Raw genomic sequence first — 18,890 nt, 5'->3', positions numbered from 1 at the left:
CGTCCCGACGGAAACCACCGCGGTCGTCACGACGCTCGAACGAACGGCCACCCCGGTCACCGTCACGACGGTCGAAACCACGGTCCCGGTCACGGTCGCGATTGAAGCCGCCACGGTCGTCACGGCGGTCACGGTCGAACGGGCGACGGTCACGGTCGCCGTCCCGACGGAAACCACCGCGGTCGTCACGACGCTCGAACGAACGGCCACCCCGGTCACCGTCACGACGGTCGAAACCACGGTCCCGGTCACGGTCGCGGTTGAAGCCGCCACGGTCGTCACGGCGGTCACGACGCTCGTACGACGAGCCCGCCGGACGCTCCGTGCGCTCGCCCTGCTGGACCCGCTCGACGTCCTGTGCGGTCGGCTGCTCCGGCACGGAGACCTCGGCGGTCTGCGCCTCGACGGCCTCCGACGCCTCGGCGGAGACGGTGTCCTGCCGGTCCGCCGCCGCGGCGGCGGCCACCGCCGCCTCCGGGTCCTCGCCGCGCTCACGGGCGGCCCGGGCGACCAGCCGGTCGGCCTCCTCGCGCAGCTCGGCCGCGCGCCGCGTGGCACGCTCCAACTGCTTGGTGAGGTGCGTGACTTCACGCTCGGCCTGCTGCGCCGCGTTCCCGGCCGACTCGGCCTGGACCTCGGTCATGGAGCGGGCGCCGGTGATCTCGGCGACCTCGGGGTCGAACGCGGCCCCGCCCTGGATGATGTGGCGCGAGGCGTCGACGCCCGCGTCCTCCATCAGCCGGAAGATCTGGCGCCGCTGGTGCGGCAGGGAGAGGGAGACCACCGTGCCGGTGCGTCCGGCACGCGCCGTACGGCCGGCGCGGTGCAGGTAGTCCTTGTGGTCCCCGGCCGGGTCCACGTTGAGCACGAGGTCGATGCCGTCGACGTGGATGCCACGGGCCGCGACGTCCGTCGCGACGAGCACGTTGACGTACCCGTCCTTGAAGTCGGCCAGCGTCCGGGTGCGCGCGCCCTGGGTCATGCCGCCGTGCAGCGCGTCCGCCTTCGCACCGGCGTCACGCAGCTGCTCGGCCACGCGGTCGGCGCCGAGCTGCGTGCGCACGAAGATGATGGTCCGGCCCTTGCGGGAGGCGATCGCGGCGGTGACCGGGGCCTTGTCCTTGGGCTTCACGATCAGGATGTGGTGCGACATGGTCGTCACGGCACCCTGGGCGGCGTCGACCTCGTGGCTCACCGGGTCGGTGAGGTAGCGGTCGACGAGCGTCTGGATCTCGTTCTCCATGGTGGCGGAGAAGAGCATGCGCTGGCCGCCGGCGGGCACCTGGTCGAGCAGCTCGGTGACCTCGGGCAGGAAGCCCAGGTCGGACATCTGGTCGGCCTCGTCGAGCACGGTGATCTGCACGTCCTCGAGGGAGCACGCGCCGCGGTTGATGATGTCGCGCAGCCGGCCCGGGGTGGCGACCAGGATGTCCACGCCGCGCTCCAGGGCGTAGATCTGGTTGCCCATGGAGGTGCCGCCGCAGACGACCTTCATCTTCAGGCCGAGGACGTCGCCGTAGGGCTGGAGCGCGTCGGCCACCTGCATGGCCAGCTCACGCGTCGGGGTGAGGATGACCGCCCGCGGCTTCTTCTTCTCGGTGTGCCCGCCGGCCAGGGTGGCGAGCGTCGGCAGACCGAAGGACAGCGTCTTGCCGGAGCCCGTGCGGCCACGGCCGAGGATGTCCTTGCCGACCAGGGCGTCCGGGATGGTCGCGGCCTGGATCGGGAAGGGGACGGTGACGCCGTTCTGCGCGAGCTTGCGGACGACGCCCTCGGGGAGACCGAGATCCGCGAAGGTGATCTCGGGAGCGGTGTCCTTGTCCTCGGTCTCCTCGGACAGGACGACGTGTTCAGTGGTGGAAACAGACATGCGAAATGCGAACCTTCCGGAGTTCACGGCACGCGCCCAAACATCCGTGAAGTCGCATTCGACCGCCTCGATGCGGTCCGGCCACGGCAGGGGAGAGTACGCGCCACACGCGGCGCGTCTTTTAAGGCGCCGGGCAAATGGGATCAAACGATCTACCACCATACGCACCCGCACCCACCAAGTGCAAACCGAATCCCTTCCACCCCGGGTGACCCTCACCACATGGACCGTCCGGGCGGACGTGAGCCCCGGTCAGACCCGCGCCGTCCCGGCATCGAGGGCCCGTTCACGGACCAGCAACTGGGCGGACTGCTGTGCCGAGGAAGAGGGATCCACGGTCGACGGAGTCGGTGACGGCGGATTGGGCTCGCTGGTCGGCGACGGCTCCTCGGTGGGGGTGGGGGTGGGGACTCCGCCCGCCGGGTCGGTCGGTGCCGCGCCCCCGCTGCCGCTGCCCGTCGACTGCCCGCCGCTCGGCTTGGGGTCCTTGGCCCCGGCGCCGTGCCCCGACGCCGATGCGGAGGGCGAGCCGGAGGCGTCCTTGCCGGACTTCTCCGACTTCGACGCACCGCCCTTGGCCGCCGCGCCGTCCAGGTCCCCGCCGCGGCCCTTGCCCCACGCCGATCCCCCGTCCGGGGCGCCCACGCCGTGGCGGCCCGCCGAGTGCGACGGCGTAGGGCTCCCCGCGTCGTCGCCCACGCTCACACAGCCGGCGGCCGCGGCGATGGCGATCGCCGTGGCGGCCAGACGGACGGATACGTAACAGGCGCGCACGGGCAGCCACCTCCGGGGCGGAGAGAGAAGTCCCCCTGCCCAACTCCCTTCACCCGCAAGAGGACACGCGCCGCGCGCGGAGAGCGTCACACGTCACAGCGAGGCAAGGGGCGAGACACGCACGAACGGGACCGCATACCGACCGCATCCGGGCATTCCACCGCGACCCGCGCCCCGCACTCACGCCGGCGTACCCCCGGCCTCGCCGCACCCTCGGGCGCGCCCCCGGCTCAGCCGTATCCCAGCGCGTGCAACCGGGCGTCACCGATCCCGAAGTGGTGCGCGATCTCGTGCACCACCGTCACCTCGGTCTCCGCGACCACGTCCTCCCGCGTCTCGCACATCCGCAGGGTCGGTCCGCGGTAGATCGTGATCCGGTCCGGCAGTACGCCCGCGTACCACTCCCCGCGGTCGGTCAGCGGAGTGCCCTCGTACAGCCCGAGCAGCTCGGGATCGTCGGCCGGCGGCTCGTCCTCGACGAACACCGCCACGTTGTCCATCAGCCGCGTCAGCTCAGGCGGGATACGGTCGAGCGCCTCGGCGACCAGCTCCTCGAACTCCTCGCGCGTCATCTCCAGCACAGGGCCATTGTCCGGTACGACACCCTCGGAGGTCAGGCGTCGGGCGCCCCGCATATCGACCCGCCGATCTGGGCATACGGCACCAATGGTCCGTGTCCGTCTCGTCCCCCGGGTGCCCACCACCGTCCGGAACCGCATACGAAGGGCACCCGGCACCCTCGCCAGGTACTACCGCTCGCTCCGCCCCCACCCCACCGCCGAACTCGTCCCCCAGCCGCACCCCTGGCTCCGGGCGCTCGGCATGGTCGCCGTCGTCCTCCTCGGCACCTGGCTCGGCCTGCTGGTCGTGGGCGACGTACGCGTGCCGGTCGGGCCCGTGAACACCACCATGGCCCTGCGTCCCTCGCTGGCCGGCGGCACGAAGATCAATATCTCTCCGCTCGGCGCGCTGCGGCTGGACAGCCACGAGGCCCCCGTCCGTCTCGACGTCAACGTCGACCAGCTCGACCCGGTCCGCGCCCAGGCCCTCGTCGACCACCCGGAGCGGATCTCGGGGCTCCAGCAGGAGATCACCCAGGATGTCGAGCACGGGACACTGGACCTGGCCGTCCGCTCCTGTGTGGCGGTGGTCGCCGGCGCCGGCGCGCTGGGCCTGGTCGTCTACCGCCGCCCCCGCCGGGCCCTGGCAGCCGGCGGTCTGGCGCTCGCGCTGCTCGCCGCCTCGGGCGCGACGGCGTACGCCACCTGGAACCCCAAGTCGGTCCTCGAGCCGAAGTTCTCCGGACTGCTGTCCTCGGCGCCCTCCCTGGTCGGCAACGCCCGGAGCATCGTCACGGAATTCGACGTCTACCAGAAGGAGTTGGCCCGCCTGGTGACGAACGTGACAAAGCTGTACGACGTCACCTCGACCCTCCCGGCGTACGAGCCCGACCCGACGACCATCCGGGTCCTGCACGTCTCCGACATCCACCTCAACCCGGCGAGCTGGAAGATCATCGCGTCCCTGGTACGGCAGTACGACGTCAACGTGATCGTCGACTCGGGCGACACCATGGACCACGGCTCGGCGGCGGAGAACGGCTTCCTGGACCCGATCGCGGATCTGGGCGCCCCGTACGTCTGGGTCCGGGGCAACCACGACTCGCGCACCACCCAGCACTACCTGGAGCACATCAAGAACGTGCACGTCCTGGACGACGGCAGGGCGATCTCGGTCGCGGGCGTGCGCTTCGCGGGGATCGGCGACCCGCAGTTCACCCCCGACCGGTCCGTGGAACCGGGCGGTGACCGCGCCGAGGAGCTGGCGGGCGCGCGCCTGGCCTCCGCCCTGCGCGACCAGAAGGCCGCGGGGACGCCCGTCGACTTGGCGATCGCCCATGAGCCCACGGCCGCCCGGCAGACGGACGGCGAGGTGCCTATGGTTCTGGCCGGCCATCTGCACCACGAGGGGATGGAGATCATGCGGTACGGCACCCGGCTTCGTATCGAGGGCTCCACGGGCGGCAGCGGGCTGCGCGCGGTCGAGCGCCAGTACCCGGCACCCATCGAGGCCTCGATCCTCTATCTGGACCGGGACACCCGTCGGCTCCAGGCGTGGGACGAGATCAGGCTCGGCGGCCTGGGGGAGACGACGGCGGAGGTGACCCGCCACCTGGCCAAGGAGAACGCGCCGGGCGCCGCCCCGTCCCCCGGCGCGGCATCCCCGGAAACCTCACCCGCAGACCGCTCCAGTCCAGCTCCCAGCCGCTCCGGCACCGCCCCGAGCCGGTCCGCCGCGGGCCCGAACCGTTCCGGCGCGCGCCTCTCGCCGAGCGCCCCCTAAACCGTTTTGGCGAACCCTCGCCCGATCCCATATGCTTCTCACGTCCCCGACGCGCTGAGAAGCGCCCAGGCGGGCCGATAGCCCTCATCGTCTAGCGGCCTAGGACGCCGCCCTTTCAAGGCGGTAGCACGGGTTCGAATCCCGTTGGGGGCACGCAACACCATGTGCGACACTGTCGTACACAAAGCTTGGTCCTGTGGAGCAGTTTGGAGTGCTCGCCACCCTGTCAAGGTGGAGGCCGCGGGTTCAAATCCCGTCAGGACCGCTGAGGTTTCACGTGAAACCTCGTGGCTGGGTAGCTCAGTTGGTACGAGCGTCCGCCTGAAAAGCGGAAGGTCGCCGGTTCGACCCCGGCCCCAGCCACAACGGCCCCTCACCAGGGCTTGAGCCCCTCTCCAGTACGACTGGAGAGGGGCTCTTCCGTGTGCCGGAGAGCGATGGCAGGGGATCATCCCCGAAGGGCCGGGCACTGTGAGCGCTGCCGGCCGAGGTGGCCCAGCAGACGGTCGAGTACGTGTGGGTTGCCCGGCAGCGCGAAGTGGTCCACGCCCGGGTTGTCGGTGAGGCCGAAGCGGTGGCAGGGCATGGCCCGCCAGACCAGCACCGCCTCGTTGGTGATGTCCTCCTGGTTGCCGTCTCCGTCCCGGTTCAGGAACTGGCCGGGCCGCACGACCTGCCCCACCGACAGGTTCGGCAGACGTGCGCCCACCGTGGTGGCGAGACCTGATCCCCGCTCCGCGTACACATCGACGTCGGGGAAGGACCGCACGTCGGCGAACTTGACGAAGCCGATGTAGTGGCCGGCGATCTCCCTGGCCACCGGCAGACCCGCGTCGGCGAACAGTTTCGGATAGTCGCGCGGCGTGTAGCTGCGGCCGGTCGAGGTGTCCTGGACGACGACCTCACGGCTCCCGAAGACCTTCGGGTCCGAGGCGCTCATGTAGCTGGACGGCGCGCTCAGGTACAGGCGTGCACTGCTCTCGGCGTTCTCCCTGGTCGTCGGATAGCTGAAGTCCTGGACGTTGAGCCCGCTGAACAGGACCGGGTACAGCAGGCCCTGCCCCGGGAAGTTGCCCGCGATCGGGGTGAAACCCTGGATGTACCTGTCCCGCCAGGCACGCGACACATGGGTGAGCAGGTACTGGGCGTAGAGCGGTCCGTTCGAGTGGCCGATGAGGTGGACCGGGCGGTTGCCGTTGTCCCGGTAGGTGGCCTCGATGAGTTCCCGGGTCCGCCGAAGGAAGCCGCCCATGTCCGGAGTGAGCCGGGCGTCGTAGCCGGCGACGCGGATGTCGGCGTCCCGCCGGTAGCCCCGGGCCTCCAGCGCCCGGTAGAGCGGCTCGTAGAAGGGCGCGCTGCCCGTTCTGCCGTAGTCGACGAGCCGGACCTCGACCCCGGGCACGTTCGAGAAGCGCGAGGCCATCGGTTTCGTGCGGTTCGCGTCGTAGCGCAGGGTCAGCAGCCTGTCCTGACAGGCCTGGCTGAACAGCGTGCTCGGGCGATCGTTGCGGTACCAGTCCGCGAAGCTGCCCGACCGCGGGCACCCGGGCACCGCCGTCTGGTGGTCGACGACGACCTTGAGCCTGGTGAGGTGGAACGCGGGGAACAGCACGACCGGTGTCCTGCCCGGCGGGGCCGCGCGGACGATGCCCGCATGGACGGTGCCAGGGAACGTCAGTACGACCAGGGCAGCGATCACGACCCGCAACCAGGACACTCCGCGCATCCGACACCGTCCCGTCAAGTTGCCGGTCACCGAGGGTGGTGAGCCGTCCCACCAGTGTGACCTCCGTGCGGTCGGCCGCGATGGATGCAGACCGGCATCGAAGAGCCGTGGCGATGCTTGGCATGTTCCCGCTCAGGCGCTACGTTGCGGCCGTCGACGCAGCCGTGCGGGTGGGGGAGATCATGGGCGCTGGCCAGACCAAGGCCATGGGGGACGTCGAGCTGGAGAAGGACCGGGCTCGCTACGGTCTGCTCGCGGTCATCATCAGCAATCTCGCGATCGCCGGAGTCGCCATCTTCGGGGTGTGGCGCCTGGGCGGCGACAAGTCCGTGATCGTCGGCGTCCTGACCGCTGCCTTCACCGCCGTCAGCAGCATGACCACCGCGTATCTGGGCATCAAGGCCATCTCCAACACCGCCAGGTCGATGGCCCAGGAGAGAACGGCCCACCCACCGGCCATCCCGACCGCCCCGACCGCCCCGACCGCGCCGCACACCGCCGCCGTCCCCGCACCGGCCGCACCGGCCTCCCCCGCCGCGTCCGACTGACCCGTCCTCATCCCCCGGCGAATCGCCGGACGCAAATCGTTAGCCATGAATTTCGCCAAGGTGAGATCCTGGACGGCGTATGTCTACGCATCCCGCCTCCGCCCTCGGCGCCCTCGCCCCCCGTCTGGCCCAGCTGTCCCTGCGCGACGCGCACCGTCTCGGGCGCAGGCTCGAGGGTGCCCGCAAGATCCGTACGCCGGAGGCCCGGGCCGCCGTGCTCACGGAGATCGAGGCGGAGGTCGCCAAGGCCGAGGACCGGATGGCCGGGCGCGCCGCCCGTGTCCCCGCCGTCACCTACCCCGAGCAGCTGCCGGTCAGCCAGAAGAAGGACGAGATCGCCGCGGCCATACGCGACCACCAGGTCGTGATCGTCGCCGGCGAGACCGGCTCCGGAAAGACCACCCAGATCCCCAAGATCTGTCTCGAACTCGGCCGAGGCGTCCGTGGCATGATCGGCCACACCCAGCCCCGCCGTATCGCCGCCCGGACGGTCGCCGAGCGGGTGGCCGAGGAACTGGACACGCCCCTCGGTGAGGCGGTCGGCTGGAAGGTCCGCTTCACCGACCAGGTGAACCCGGACGCCACCTTCGTCAAGCTCATGACGGACGGCATCCTGCTCGCCGAGATCCAGACGGACCGCGAGCTGCGCGCCTACGACACGATCATCATCGATGAGGCCCACGAGCGGTCCCTCAACATCGACTTCCTGCTCGGCTACCTCGCCCAGCTCCTTCCTCGGCGCCCGGACCTCAAGGTCGTCATCACCTCGGCCACGATCGATCCCGAGCGTTTCTCCCGGCACTTCGGTGACGCGCCGATCGTCGAGGTCAGCGGTCGTACCTACCCCGTGGAGGTGCGCTACCGCCCCCTCCTCGAAGAGGACTCCGACGACGCCGACCGCGACCAGATCACCGCCATCACGGACGCCGTCGAGGAGCTGATGGCCGAGGGCCGGGGCGACATCCTGGTCTTCCTCTCAGGAGAGCGCGAGATCCGCGACACCGCGGACGCCCTCACCAAGAAGCAGTACAGGTTCACGGAGATCCTGCCGCTGTACGCCCGGCTCTCCCACGCGGAGCAGCACCGTGTCTTCCAGCCGCACACGGGCCGCAGGATCGTTCTGGCCACGAACGTCGCCGAGACCTCCCTGACCGTCCCGGGCATCAAGTACGTCATCGACCCCGGCTTCGCCCGTATCTCGCGCTACAGCCACCGCACCAAGGTCCAGCGCCTGCCCATCGAGCCGGTCTCCCAGGCCAGCGCCAACCAGCGCAAGGGCCGCTGCGGCCGTACCTCGGACGGCATCTGCATCCGCCTCTACAGCGAGGAGGACTTCGAGACCCGGCCCGAGTTCACGGACGCCGAGATCCTCCGGACGAACCTGGCCTCCGTCATCCTGCAGATGACCGCGGCCGGGCTCGGCGACATCGAGAAGTTCCCCTTCATCGACCCGCCGGACCACCGCAACATCCGCGACGGTGTCCAGCTCCTCCAGGAACTGGGCGCGCTGGACGCGGAACAGAAGGACCCGCGCAAGCGCCTCACCGACACCGGCCGCAAGCTCGCCCAGCTGCCGGTCGACCCGCGCCTCGCGCGCATGGTCCTGGAGGCGGACCGGAACGGCTGTGTCCGCGAGGTCATGGTCATCGCCGCGGCGCTGTCCATCCAGGACCCGCGGGAGCGCCCCGCCGACAAGCAGGCCCAGGCCGACCAGCAGCACGCCCGGTTCAGGGACGAGACGAGCGACTTCCTCGCCTATCTCAACCTCTGGCACTACATCCGCGAGCAGCAGAAGGAGCGCGGCTCGTCCTCGTTCCGCCGGATGTGCAAGCAGGAGTACCTGAACTTCCTGCGCATCCGCGAATGGCAGGACATCTACACCCAGCTGCGCACGGTCGCCAAGCAGATGGGCATCCATCTGAACGAGCAGGACGCCCCCGCCGACCGCGTCCACATCTCGCTCCTGGCCGGTCTGCTCTCGCACATCGGGCTGAAGGACGTGAAGGAGTCCAAGGACTCCGCCCCCGGCACCCGCAGGGACGGCGGGCGCAACGAGTACATCGGCGCCCGCAACGCCAAGTTCGCGATCTTCCCCGGCTCGTCCCTGTTCAAGAAGCCGCCGCGCTTCGTGATGTCGGCAGAGCTGGTCGAGACCTCCCGGCTGTGGGCCCGGGTCAACGCGAAGATCGAGCCGGAGTGGGTCGAGCCGCTGGCCGGCCATCTGCTCAAGCGCACGTACAGCGAACCGCACTGGGAGAAGGACCAGGCGGCCGTGATGGCGTACGAGAAGGTCACGCTGTACGGCGTCCCGATCGTCGCCCAGCGGAAGGTGAACTACGGGCGGATCGACCCCGAGGCGAGCCGCGAGCTGTTCATCCGCAACGCCCTCGTCGAGGGCGACTGGCGCACGCACCACAAGTTCTTCGCCGACAACCGCAGACTTCTCACCGAGGTCGAGGAGCTGGAGCACCGTGCCCGGCGCCGGGGCATCCTGGTCGACGACGAGACGCTGTTCGACTTCTACGACCAGCGGGTGCCCGACCACGTCGTGTCCGGCGCCCACTTCGACTCCTGGTGGAAGCACAAGCGGCACGAACAGCCCGACTTTCTCGACTTCGAGCGCGAGATGCTCATCAACGAGAAGGCGGGCGCGGTCACCAAGGACGACTATCCGGACTCCTGGCGCCAGGGCCGGCTGAAGTTCCGGGTCACGTACCAGTTCGAGCCGGGCGCGGACGCGGACGGTGTGACCGTCCACATCCCGCTGCAGGTCCTCAACCAGGTCACGGACGAGGGCTTCGACTGGCAGATCCCGGGACTGCGGGAGGAACTGGTCACCGAGCTGATCCGCTCCCTGCCCAAGCCCATCCGGCGCAACTACGTCCCGGCGCCGAACTACGCGAAGGCGTTCCTGGAGAAGGCCTCGCCCCCGGAGGGGGGCGCCTCGGCACCGTCCGCCGGGGAGCCACTGGCCACGACGATGGCGCGCGAGCTTAAGCGGATGGTCGGCGTGCCCTTCGAGGCCGACGACTTCGACTGGTCCAAGGTGCCCGACCATCTGAAGATCACTTTCCGGATCGTCGACGAGCGGCGCCGCAAACTGGCCGAGGACAAGGACCTCGAGGCGCTGAAACTCCGGCTGAAGCCGAAGGCGCGCCAGGCCCTCTCCCAGGCCGCGGCGGCCACGGCCGAGCGGCAGGGCGGGGAGTCCCTGGAGCGCACGGGCCTGACGGACTGGACGATCGGCTCCCTCACCCGTGTCTTCGAGACCCGGCGGGCCGGTCAGCCGGTGAAGGCGTACCCGGCGCTGGTCGACGACGGGGACACGGTCTCCGTACGCCTCTTCGACACCGAGGAGGAGCAGGCCCAGGCGATGTGGAAGGGCACCCGCCGGCTGATCCTGCGCAACATCCCCGTCAACCCGGCGAAGTTCGCCTCCGAGAAGCTGACGAACCAGCAGAAGCTCGGCCTGTCCGCGAACCCGCACGGCTCGATCCAGGCCCTGTTCGACGACTGTGCGACGGCCGCCGCGGACAAGCTGATCGGGGACTTCGGCGGACCCGCGTGGGACGAGGAGTCGTACCGGAAGCTGTACGACAAGGTGCGGGCGGAGATCGTCGACACGACGATCCGTACGGTCGGACAGGTGCAGCAGGTGCTGGCCGCTTGGCAGGCCTGTGAGCGCCGTCTGAAGGCCGTACGGAGCCCGGCGCTGCTGCCGAACCTGGCGGACGTACGGGGCCAGCTGGAGGCCCTCGTGAAGCCCGGCTTCGTCACGGAGGCGGGCATCCGGCGTCTGCCCGACCTGATGCGCTATCTGGTCGCCGCGGACCGCCGGCTGCAGCAGATGCCGACGAACGTCCAGCGGGACACGACGCGGATGGCGAAGGTCCAGGAGATGCGCGACGAGTACGCGTGGCTGCTCGAACAGCTGCCGCAGGGCCGGCCGGTCCCGCAACCGGTCCTGGACATCCGCTGGATGATCGAGGAGTTGCGCGTCAGCTACTTCGCGCACGCGCTGGGCACGGCGTACCCGGTCTCGGACAAGCGGATCGTGAAGGCGATCGACGCGGCGGCGCCGTAACGGGTCGCGCACACGGGGTGAGTTCGACCGGGGGCTCACCCTCCTGTACAGTCTCTTCTCGCAGCGCACCGCACGAAGCGCCGGGGATCCGGATCTTCGAGCGGGCTCCCAGGTCCTGTGGAGCAGTTTGGAGTGCTCGCCACCCTGTCAAGGTGGAGGCCGCGGGTTCAAATCCCGTCAGGACCGCAGCAAAGCCCCGTATCCCCGCCGGATGCGGGGCTTCTTCGTGTCGCCGACACGCCGCCCCGCCGCCAACACGCCTGCTCCCACCGCCCGGACGAGGACCGCTGCCGCCCGGAACGACCCTGCCGCCGGGCGAGGACGCGTCGGCGGTACGGCCGCATCCGCATCCCGGACCGCCCGGGGCCGCGGCCACGACTCCGCCTCCTTCCACGCGGGCCTTGTGCACCTCCCCCGGCGGCGTGGGCGGCGGAGTTCGGCGCCGCCCGGAGGCCGGGAGACCGCTCCGGTCGCCACGCGGCCGCCGGGGGCCGCCCGTGCGCCCCGGGCCGTCTTGACGGCGCCACCGTCCGCCGGTACCCCAGAACCCAGGGCCCCGCCCCCTCGGGCCCCTGGGGAGGTGGCGTATGGCGACATCCGCTCGGCACGAGACCCGTGCCCTGCTCCGTGCCCATCTGTCCGCCGCTTCCGGGTACCGCCATCTGACCCGGCACTGCGCGATCTGCCACCACCTGCTGCGACTGGCCATGGAACCCGCCCAGTGCGGCGAGGAGGACGACGAGACGGCGTCCGGGGAGGACCACGCCCCGACCCCGTGAACCGTCCCCGGCCCCTCCGGCCCGGACCGGGGAGGTTGACGGGGCGCCCGCCTGGGCACTCCTGGACGTACGGCCCACCCAACACCCCCTGCGCACAGTGGTGTTCCTCTAGCAAGAACACCATGAGCACAACAAGCCTCAGGATGTGTGACGGGTGTCACCGCACAAGTTTCGGGGACCGGGGATCTTACGCACCTCCTACAATGGGTCAATTTAATATGTGCAATTGCACCGTCTCCTGAGATCCCGCACAGCAGATCCGACACCCCTCCCCAGACTCCGACAAGGCCGCTCACACACCGGTCCCGCACGCCCCGCAGTGGACACAAAAAGATCGCGCTGGACCCGGCGGAGTCCAGCGCGATCGACGACGCACCCTTGGTGTGCCTCTACTGAGCTTGGGCGTGGGTCCTGTTGGGGCAGTACCCGCGTCGCTTGGAGCTGTGGTTCGGACGTCGCGGCAGATTGGGGGACCTACCGGTATGTCCGGTTATGCAATTGTTCAGGCTTCGCTGCGCTGCTGCGGGATGCCCGCGAGCAGGGCGCGGACCTCAGCTTCGCGGTAGCGGCGGTGCCCGCCGAGCGTGCGGATCGACGTGAGCTTGCCGGCCTTCGCCCACCGCGTGACCGTCTTGGGGTCGACGCGGAACATCGTGGCGACCTCAGCCGGGGTCAGCAGCGGCTCGGCATCAGGGGTGCGAGCGGTCATGAGCGGCCTCCTCGGGAGAACCGAACCTTCTCGGTTCTTTCCTCTAAATTCTGCACCTTGACCCGCGTTGCCCGAAATGGCGGACGCGAGTCGAGTCGGTTATAGGACGAACGGCTTGTCCTCGGCACTACAACTACACCATCTGTCCAGCCGCGTCGGCCAAACCGATGGAATTGCCCTCCCAGGTGTTCATCAGCGACGGAAGCCGATGGACCATGCCATAGCGGACAGTCACGCCACTGTGACGATCAGTCACAGCGGCGATCAGGAGGCACCGAACCCCCCAAAGGGAGTGATGGTGAGTTTCCGCCCAAAAGTAGGTTCACGTGGACAGATGGAGCCTCCCCCGGGCTCCTTGTCCTATTTTGGCATGAGGAGGGACGTAAGACGCAAGGTCCTCGTAAGTGCTGTCCGTCACGCTTGACGGCATAAGCCCGGATCGAGACATACGTCCCCCAAGGGGAGCTGCGGTAGGTCAACCATGGGCCAAAGGTTCTGACTTCACCATGTCCTGCAGGTCACAATTCGTGCACTGGTTCCCGAAGGTCCCAACCGTGGGCGCCGCCCTGGCCCCGGAAGCCGCCCTCCCGGCGGCGGGCCGCCCTCAGTTCGCCGAGCGACGGTCCCGCACGGCCCGCCAGCGCTCCATCAGCCGCCCGTACGCCTCCCCGGCCGTGGCCCCGTCCCCGTGCCGCAGGGCCTCGATCCCCTCGGCGACGTCCGCGGCCGAGTGGTCCCCGTCCAGTGCGGCGGGCGGCAGGACATGGACGAGCCCGCCGTAGTCCAGCTCGACCAGCGACCGCGGGTGGAACTCCTCCAGCCACCGCCCCACATCCACCAGGCCGTCGATCAGCGGGCCCTCGTCGAGGGTGTCCCTCAGGGTGCGCAGCGCCCGCGCGGTGCGCCGCCGTGCCTGCACCATCGGCGTGCGGTAGCGCAGCATCGGGGGGATCTCCGCCGTCCCCTCGTCGTAGCGCCGCTCGGCGTCCGAGACCAGCACGAACCAGTGCAGCGGCACCTGCCAGGTCGCGGTGCGGATCCACGGGCGGGCGTCCGGGTTGCCGGCCAGCCAGCGCTCGTAGTCCTGGGCGGCCTGGCGGCGCACGACCGGCGGCAGGACGGCGTCCAGGACCGGCGGCGGCAGCTCCTGCGCCAGCTCGTCCAGCGCCTGCCAGCCGCGCAGCCGGGTGCGCCACGGGCAGACGCACAGCACCCCCTCGACCTCGGTCACGAAGGCGTCGCTGCTCTCGTGCACCGGCACCGCGACCGGCGGGGTGGGCACCAAGTCGGCGAGGGAGCGGCGCAGTTCGTCCTGGTACGAGGGGCGGTCGGAGCGCCGGGCGTAGCGCGCCCAGTGACTGCGCTCCGGCTCGGGGAAGGCGGCCAGCGGCTCGTACACGCGCAAGTAGGACGCATACGGGACGATCACCGAGGACACCTTGGGCACGCCTGCTCCCTCCCCAACGGACCTGACGCGAAACCCGTCCGGGCGCCGCCCGGACGAGGTGGAAAACCATTGCAAATCGTCCCACGAACCGATCCCGGTGTACTCCGGGGGAGGGTGATCCTCGGCACTGCGCGGCTGGCGGGCCCCCGCACGCTCTACGCTCATGCCCACGGGAACCGCCACCCGCACGGGACCCGCCCCCAACCGCCGCTACTCAACCGGGAGTCACCACCGTGACCGACGTAACCGACGGCGTCCTGCACACCCTGTTCCGTTCGGACCAGGGGGGCCATGAACAGGTCGTGCTCTGCCAGGACCGGGCCAGTGGCCTCAAGGCCGTCATCGCGATCCACTCCACCGCCCTGGGCCCCGCGCTCGGCGGTACGCGCTTCTACCCCTACGCGACCGAGGAGGAGGCCGTCGCCGACGCGCTGAACCTCGCGCGGGGGATGTCGTACAAGAACGCCATGGCCGGGCTCGACCACGGCGGCGGCAAGGCCGTGATCATCGGTGACCCCGAGCGGATCAAGACGGAGGACCTGCTGCTCGCCTACGGCCGTTTCGTGGCCTCGCTCGGCGGGCGGTACGTCACCGCCTGCGACGTCGGCACCTATGTCGCCGACATGGACGTCGTGGCCCGGGCCAACCCCTGGACCACCGGCCGCTCCCCGGAGAACGGCGGCGCGGGCGACTCCTCCGTCCTGACCGCCTACGGCGTCTTCCAGGGCATGCGGGCCTCGGCCCAGCACCTGTGGGGCGACCCGACCCTGCGCGGCCGCACGGTCGGTGTCGCGGGCGTCGGCAAGGTGGGGCACTACCTGGTCGAGCACCTTCTTCAGGACGGCGCACGAGTCGTGATCACGGATGTGCGCCCGGAGGCCGTGCGCCGGATCACCGAGGCGCACCCCGAGGTGGCCGTGGCATCCGACACCGAGGCCCTCATCCGCACCGAAGGTCTCGACATCTACGCGCCCTGCGCGCTCGGCGGCGCGCTCGACGACCACTCCGTGCCGGTGCTGACGGCGAAGGTGGTGTGCGGCGCGGCCAACAACCAGCTCGCGCACCCGGGTGTGGAGAAGGACCTCGCCGACCGCGGGATCCTGTACGCCCCCGACTACGTCGTCAACGCCGGCGGTGTCATCCAGGTGGCCGACGAGTTGCACGGCTTCGACTTCGACCGGTGCAAGGCGAAGGCGTCGAAGATCTTCGACACCACGCTGGCCATATTCGCACGTGCGAAGGAAGACGGTATTCCGCCGGCCGCCGCGGCCGACCGGATCGCCGAGCAGCGGATGGCGGAGGCGCGGACGGAGGTCCGCACGGAAGCCCTGCCCGGGGGTGGCACGCAGCGTTGACCGGTACCCGCCGACGGGAGGTTGGAGAGAACTCTCACTCTTATCGGCGGGTCGTCCGCCAATAAGTGGTTAAAATCGGCCGTGACCAGCGAGGACGGGGCGCCTCGCCGGTTCTGTGCACACGCCCGCCTTGCGGGCGACGTACCGTATGGGCGTGGGCTCAGGTACCGTGGAAGCCCTACGGACCGGTCTCTCCACGGAGAGCCCGTTCCGGATCATGAACGCGTGTCAAGACTCTGGGGCCGTCGAGCCCCGTCGTTGAGGGGGTCGAGCCATGGGGCGCGGCCGGGCCAAGGCCAAGCAGACGAAGGTCGCCCGCCAGCTGAAGTACAACAGCGGTGGGACGGATCTCTCACGCCTGGCCGAGGAGCTGGGCGCATCGACGTCGAATCCGTCGCCGAACGGCGACCGGTTCGAGGACGATGAGCACGACGACGACCTGTACGCACGGTACGCCGACCTCTATGAGGACGACGACGAGGACGAGGACGACCAGTCCCCGCAGCAGCGTCGCCGCGGCGCTTGACCCTGCGCTGAACCTTCACCCGGTCCGTGACCCTGGTCACGGACCGGGTTCTCTGCTGTCCCCCGGGGATCAGCTCGCGTAGTCGCCGACCAGCTCGGCGCCCGTCGTGTGCTCACCCCTGCGGGTGATCTCGCCGGCGACCCATGCCTCGACCCCGCGGTCGGTCAGGGCCGCGAGCGCGACGTCCGCCGACTGCTCTGGGACGACGGCGATCATGCCGACGCCCATGTTCAGCGTCTTCTCCAGCTCCAGGCGCTCGACGTCTCCGGTCTTCCCGACGAGGTCGAACACCGGCGCGGGGGTCCAGGTGGACCGGTCGACGACCGCGTGCAGGTCGTCCGGGATCACCCGGGCCAGGTTGGCCGCGAGCCCGCCACCGGTGATGTGGCTGAACGCGTGCACCTCGGCGGTGCGGGTCAGGGCCAGGCAGTCCAGCGAGTAGATCTTCGTCGGCTCCAGCAGCTCCTCGCCCAGGGTGCGGCCGAGTTCCTCGACGTGCTGGTCGAGGCCGAGCTTCGCCCGGTCGAGGAGGACGTGCCGGACGAGCGAGTACCCGTTCGAGTGAAGTCCGGAGGCGGCCATGGCGATCACCGTGTCGCCCTCGCGGATGCGCTCCGCACCGAGCAGCCGGTCGGCCTCCACGACGCCCGTACCGGCCCCGGCGACGTCGAAGTCGTCCGCACCGAGGAGACCGGGGTGTTCGGCCGTCTCACCGCCCACCAGAGCGCATCCGGCCAGCACACAGCCCTCGGCGATGCCCTTCACGATCGCGGCGACGCGCTCGGGGTGGACCTTGCCGACGCAGATGTAGTCGGTCATGAACAGCGGCTCGGCACCGCACACCACGATGTCGTCCATGACCATGGCGACCAGGTCGTGGCCGATGGTGTCGTAGACGCCCATCCGGCGCGCGATGTCGACCTTCGTGCCCACACCGTCCGTGGCGGAGGCGAGCAGCGGACGCTCGTAGTGCTTGAGTGCGGAGGCGTCGAAGAGGCCGGCGAAGCCGCCGAGGCCACCGAGGACCTCGGGCCGCTGCGTCTTCTTCACCCACGCCTTCATGAGCTCCACGGCGCGGTCGCCCGCTTCGATGTCGACGCCCGCTGCTGCGTAGCTGGCGCCGCCCTCGGCACTGATGGTCTCAGACATGACGATGAGAACTTTCGTGTCGTACGGCAGATGTCACGGGCGACGGATCGCATCGGCCGCGGCCGTGGCGGCCGGACCGGCCGCCAGCTCGGTCTCCAGCAGCTGCTTGCCCAGCAGCTCCGGGTCGGGCAGCTCCATCGGGTACTCCCCGTCGAAGCAGGCGCGGCACAGGTTCGGCTTGGCGATGGTGGTCGCCTCGATCATGCCGTCGAGGGAGATGTAGGCCAGGGAGTCGGCGCCCAGCGAGGTGCCGATCTCCTCGATCGTCATGCCGTTGGCGATCAGCTCGGCGCGGGTGGCGAAGTCGATGCCGAAGAAGCAGGGCCATTTCACCGGCGGGGACGAGATCCGGATGTGGACCTCGGCGGCGCCCGCCTCGCGCAGCATGCGCACCAGCGCCCGCTGGGTGTTGCCGCGCACGATCGAGTCGTCGACGACGACCAGGCGCTTGCCCTTGATGACTTCCTTCAAGGGGTTCAGCTTCAGGCGGATGCCGAGCTGGCGGATGGTCTGCGAGGGCTGGATGAAGGTACGGCCGACGTACGCGTTCTTCACCAGACCGGAGCCGAACGGGATGCCGGAGGCCTCCGCGTAACCGACCGCCGCGGGGGTCCCGGACTCCGGGGTCGCTATGACCAGATCGGCGTCGGCGGGCGCTTCCTTGGCCAGGCGGCGGCCCATCTCGACGCGCGAGAGGTAGACGTTGCGGCCGGCGATGTCGGTGTCCGGGCGGGCCAGGTACACATACTCGAAGACACAGCCGCGGGGCTTCGCTTCCGCGAATCGGGAGCTGCGCAGTCCGTTCTCGTCGATCGCGACGAACTCGCCGGGCTCGATCTCGCGGACGAAGCTGGCGCCCGTGATGTCGAGGGCGGCGGTCTCCGAGGCGACGACCCAGCCGCGCTCCAGGCGGCCGAGGACCAGCGGGCGGATGCCCTGCGGGTCGCGGGCCGCGTACAAGGTCTGCTCGTTCATGAAGACGAGCGAGAAGGCGCCCATGACCTGCGGCAGGACCTTGGCGGCCGCTTCCTCTACGGTCAGCGGCTTGCCGTCGTCGTCGACCTGGCCGGCCAGCAGCGCGGTGACGAGGTCGGTGTCGTTGGTGGCGGCCACCTGGGTGGCGCGGCCGTTCTCCTTGGGGAGAGCGGCGACCATCTCGGCGAGCTGCGCCGTGTTGACCAGGTTGCCGTTGTGACCGAGCGCGATGGATCCGTGCGCCGTGGCCCTGAACGTCGGCTGGGCGTTCTCCCAGACGGAGGCACCGGTGGTCGAGTAGCGGGCGTGTCCTACCGCGATATGACCCTGGAGCGAACCGAGCGAAGTCTCGTCGAAGACCTGGGAGACCAGGCCCATGTCCTTGAAGACGAGGATCTGGGAGCCGTTGCTGACCGCGATTCCCGCGGATTCCTGACCCCGGTGCTGAAGGGCGTAGAGCCCGAAGTACGTGAGCTTTGCGACCTCTTCACCCGGAGCCCAGACACCGAAGACGCCACAAGCGTCCTGGGGGCCCTTCTCGCCGGGAAGCAGATCGTGATTGAGTCGACCGTCACCACGTGGCACGGCTCCGAGTGTAGGCGAGA

14 protein-coding genes and 4 tRNA genes are annotated in these 18,890 nt (G+C 69.9%); 10 read left to right on the top strand and 8 right to left on the bottom strand.

The annotated features are described in order from the left end of the window. The 3 genes from ACFY2Z_RS34865 to ACFY2Z_RS34855 all read right to left on the bottom strand — a co-directional run. A partial coding sequence (locus ACFY2Z_RS34865; protein ID WP_390748009.1) for a DEAD/DEAH box helicase occupies window positions 1-1,870 on the bottom strand: 1,870 nt, incomplete at its 3' end. Between the two features lie 252 nt (window positions 1,871-2,122). Continuing rightward, a complete protein-coding gene (locus tag ACFY2Z_RS34860) occupies window positions 2,123-2,644 on the bottom strand; it encodes a hypothetical protein (RefSeq protein ID WP_390748008.1) in 522 nt (173 codons plus the stop codon). Between the two features lie 230 nt (window positions 2,645-2,874). Next, the gene (locus tag ACFY2Z_RS34855; protein ID WP_311695876.1) at window positions 2,875-3,225 is read right to left on the bottom strand and encodes a metallopeptidase family protein; all 351 of its coding nucleotides are present in this window, start codon (window positions 3,223-3,225) and stop codon (window positions 2,875-2,877) included. An 85-nt stretch (window positions 3,226-3,310) separates the two neighbouring features. On the opposite strand from ACFY2Z_RS34855, the gene ACFY2Z_RS34850 reads away from it, so the two are divergent. From ACFY2Z_RS34850 to ACFY2Z_RS34835, 4 genes are all read left to right on the top strand, one after another. Continuing rightward, the gene (locus tag ACFY2Z_RS34850) at window positions 3,311-4,987 is read left to right on the top strand and encodes a metallophosphoesterase (RefSeq protein ID WP_390748007.1); all 1,677 of its coding nucleotides are present in this window, start codon (window positions 3,311-3,313) and stop codon (window positions 4,985-4,987) included. A gap of 80 nt (window positions 4,988-5,067) precedes the next feature. After that, a tRNA-Glu gene (locus tag ACFY2Z_RS34845) sits at window positions 5,068-5,140 on the top strand. 37 nt (window positions 5,141-5,177) lie between these two features. Continuing rightward, a tRNA-Asp gene (locus tag ACFY2Z_RS34840) sits at window positions 5,178-5,252 on the top strand. A 24-nt stretch (window positions 5,253-5,276) separates the two neighbouring features. Further along, window positions 5,277-5,350: transfer RNA gene (locus ACFY2Z_RS34835), tRNA-Phe, on the top strand. Between the two features lie 85 nt (window positions 5,351-5,435). On the opposite strand, the gene ACFY2Z_RS34830 is transcribed toward ACFY2Z_RS34835, so the two are convergent. Further along, entirely contained in the window at window positions 5,436-6,713 is a 1,278-nt protein-coding gene (locus ACFY2Z_RS34830) for a hypothetical protein (protein WP_390748006.1), read from the bottom strand. Window positions 6,714-6,835: 122 nt separating this feature from the next. Between ACFY2Z_RS34830 and ACFY2Z_RS34825 the strand changes: the two genes are divergently transcribed. From ACFY2Z_RS34825 to ACFY2Z_RS34810, 4 genes are all read left to right on the top strand, one after another. After that, window positions 6,836-7,261 (top strand): hypothetical protein, encoded by a 426-nt coding sequence (locus ACFY2Z_RS34825; RefSeq protein WP_390748005.1) that lies wholly within the window; start codon window positions 6,836-6,838, stop codon window positions 7,259-7,261. Window positions 7,262-7,340: 79 nt separating this feature from the next. Beyond that, on the top strand, window positions 7,341-11,345 hold the full coding sequence (hrpA, locus tag ACFY2Z_RS34820; RefSeq protein ID WP_390748004.1) for an ATP-dependent RNA helicase HrpA: 4,005 nt from the start codon (window positions 7,341-7,343) through the stop codon (window positions 11,343-11,345). A gap of 111 nt (window positions 11,346-11,456) precedes the next feature. After that, window positions 11,457-11,531: transfer RNA gene (locus tag ACFY2Z_RS34815), tRNA-Asp, on the top strand. A 401-nt stretch (window positions 11,532-11,932) separates the two neighbouring features. Further along, the gene (locus tag ACFY2Z_RS34810; RefSeq protein WP_390748003.1) at window positions 11,933-12,124 is read left to right on the top strand and encodes a DUF6274 family protein; all 192 of its coding nucleotides are present in this window, start codon (window positions 11,933-11,935) and stop codon (window positions 12,122-12,124) included. 502 nt (window positions 12,125-12,626) lie between these two features. Here the strand turns inward: ACFY2Z_RS34810 and bldC are convergent. Continuing rightward, entirely contained in the window at window positions 12,627-12,833 is a 207-nt protein-coding gene (gene bldC, locus ACFY2Z_RS34805; protein WP_003949541.1) for a developmental transcriptional regulator BldC, read from the bottom strand. Between the two features lie 604 nt (window positions 12,834-13,437). Beyond that, window positions 13,438-14,280 carry a hypothetical protein gene (locus ACFY2Z_RS34800; RefSeq protein ID WP_390748002.1) on the bottom strand — a complete coding sequence of 281 codons (843 nt, stop codon included), beginning with the start codon at window positions 14,278-14,280 and terminating at the stop codon, window positions 13,438-13,440. A 233-nt stretch (window positions 14,281-14,513) separates the two neighbouring features. Here ACFY2Z_RS34800 and ACFY2Z_RS34795 point away from each other — a divergent pair, with 233 nt between their 5' ends. Both ACFY2Z_RS34795 and ACFY2Z_RS34790 read left to right on the top strand, forming a co-directional pair. Next, window positions 14,514-15,635 carry a Leu/Phe/Val dehydrogenase gene (locus tag ACFY2Z_RS34795; protein ID WP_390748001.1) on the top strand — a complete coding sequence of 374 codons (1,122 nt, stop codon included), beginning with the start codon at window positions 14,514-14,516 and terminating at the stop codon, window positions 15,633-15,635. Between the two features lie 274 nt (window positions 15,636-15,909). Further along, a complete protein-coding gene (locus tag ACFY2Z_RS34790) occupies window positions 15,910-16,161 on the top strand; it encodes a DUF3073 domain-containing protein (RefSeq protein ID WP_311695864.1) in 252 nt (83 codons plus the stop codon). Between the two features lie 69 nt (window positions 16,162-16,230). Here the strand turns inward: ACFY2Z_RS34790 and purM are convergent, their stop codons facing one another. Together purM and purF are read right to left on the bottom strand one after the other, a co-directional pair. Next, a complete protein-coding gene (gene purM / locus ACFY2Z_RS34785) occupies window positions 16,231-17,310 on the bottom strand; it encodes a phosphoribosylformylglycinamidine cyclo-ligase (protein ID WP_390748000.1) in 1,080 nt (359 codons plus the stop codon). Between the two features lie 33 nt (window positions 17,311-17,343). Next, window positions 17,344-18,870, bottom strand: a complete 1,527-nt coding sequence (gene purF / locus ACFY2Z_RS34780; protein WP_388971910.1) for an amidophosphoribosyltransferase — start codon at window positions 18,868-18,870, stop codon at window positions 17,344-17,346. Window positions 18,871-18,890: the final 20 nt, after the last annotated feature.

Origin of the sequence: Streptomyces sp. NPDC001222 (assembly GCF_042896945.1) — a bacterium.
GTDB lineage: Bacteria > Actinomycetota > Actinomycetes > Streptomycetales > Streptomycetaceae > Streptomyces > Streptomyces gibsoniae.
Note: the sequence above shows the minus strand (reverse complement) of the source record. Positions and strands in the feature narration are given on the sequence as shown.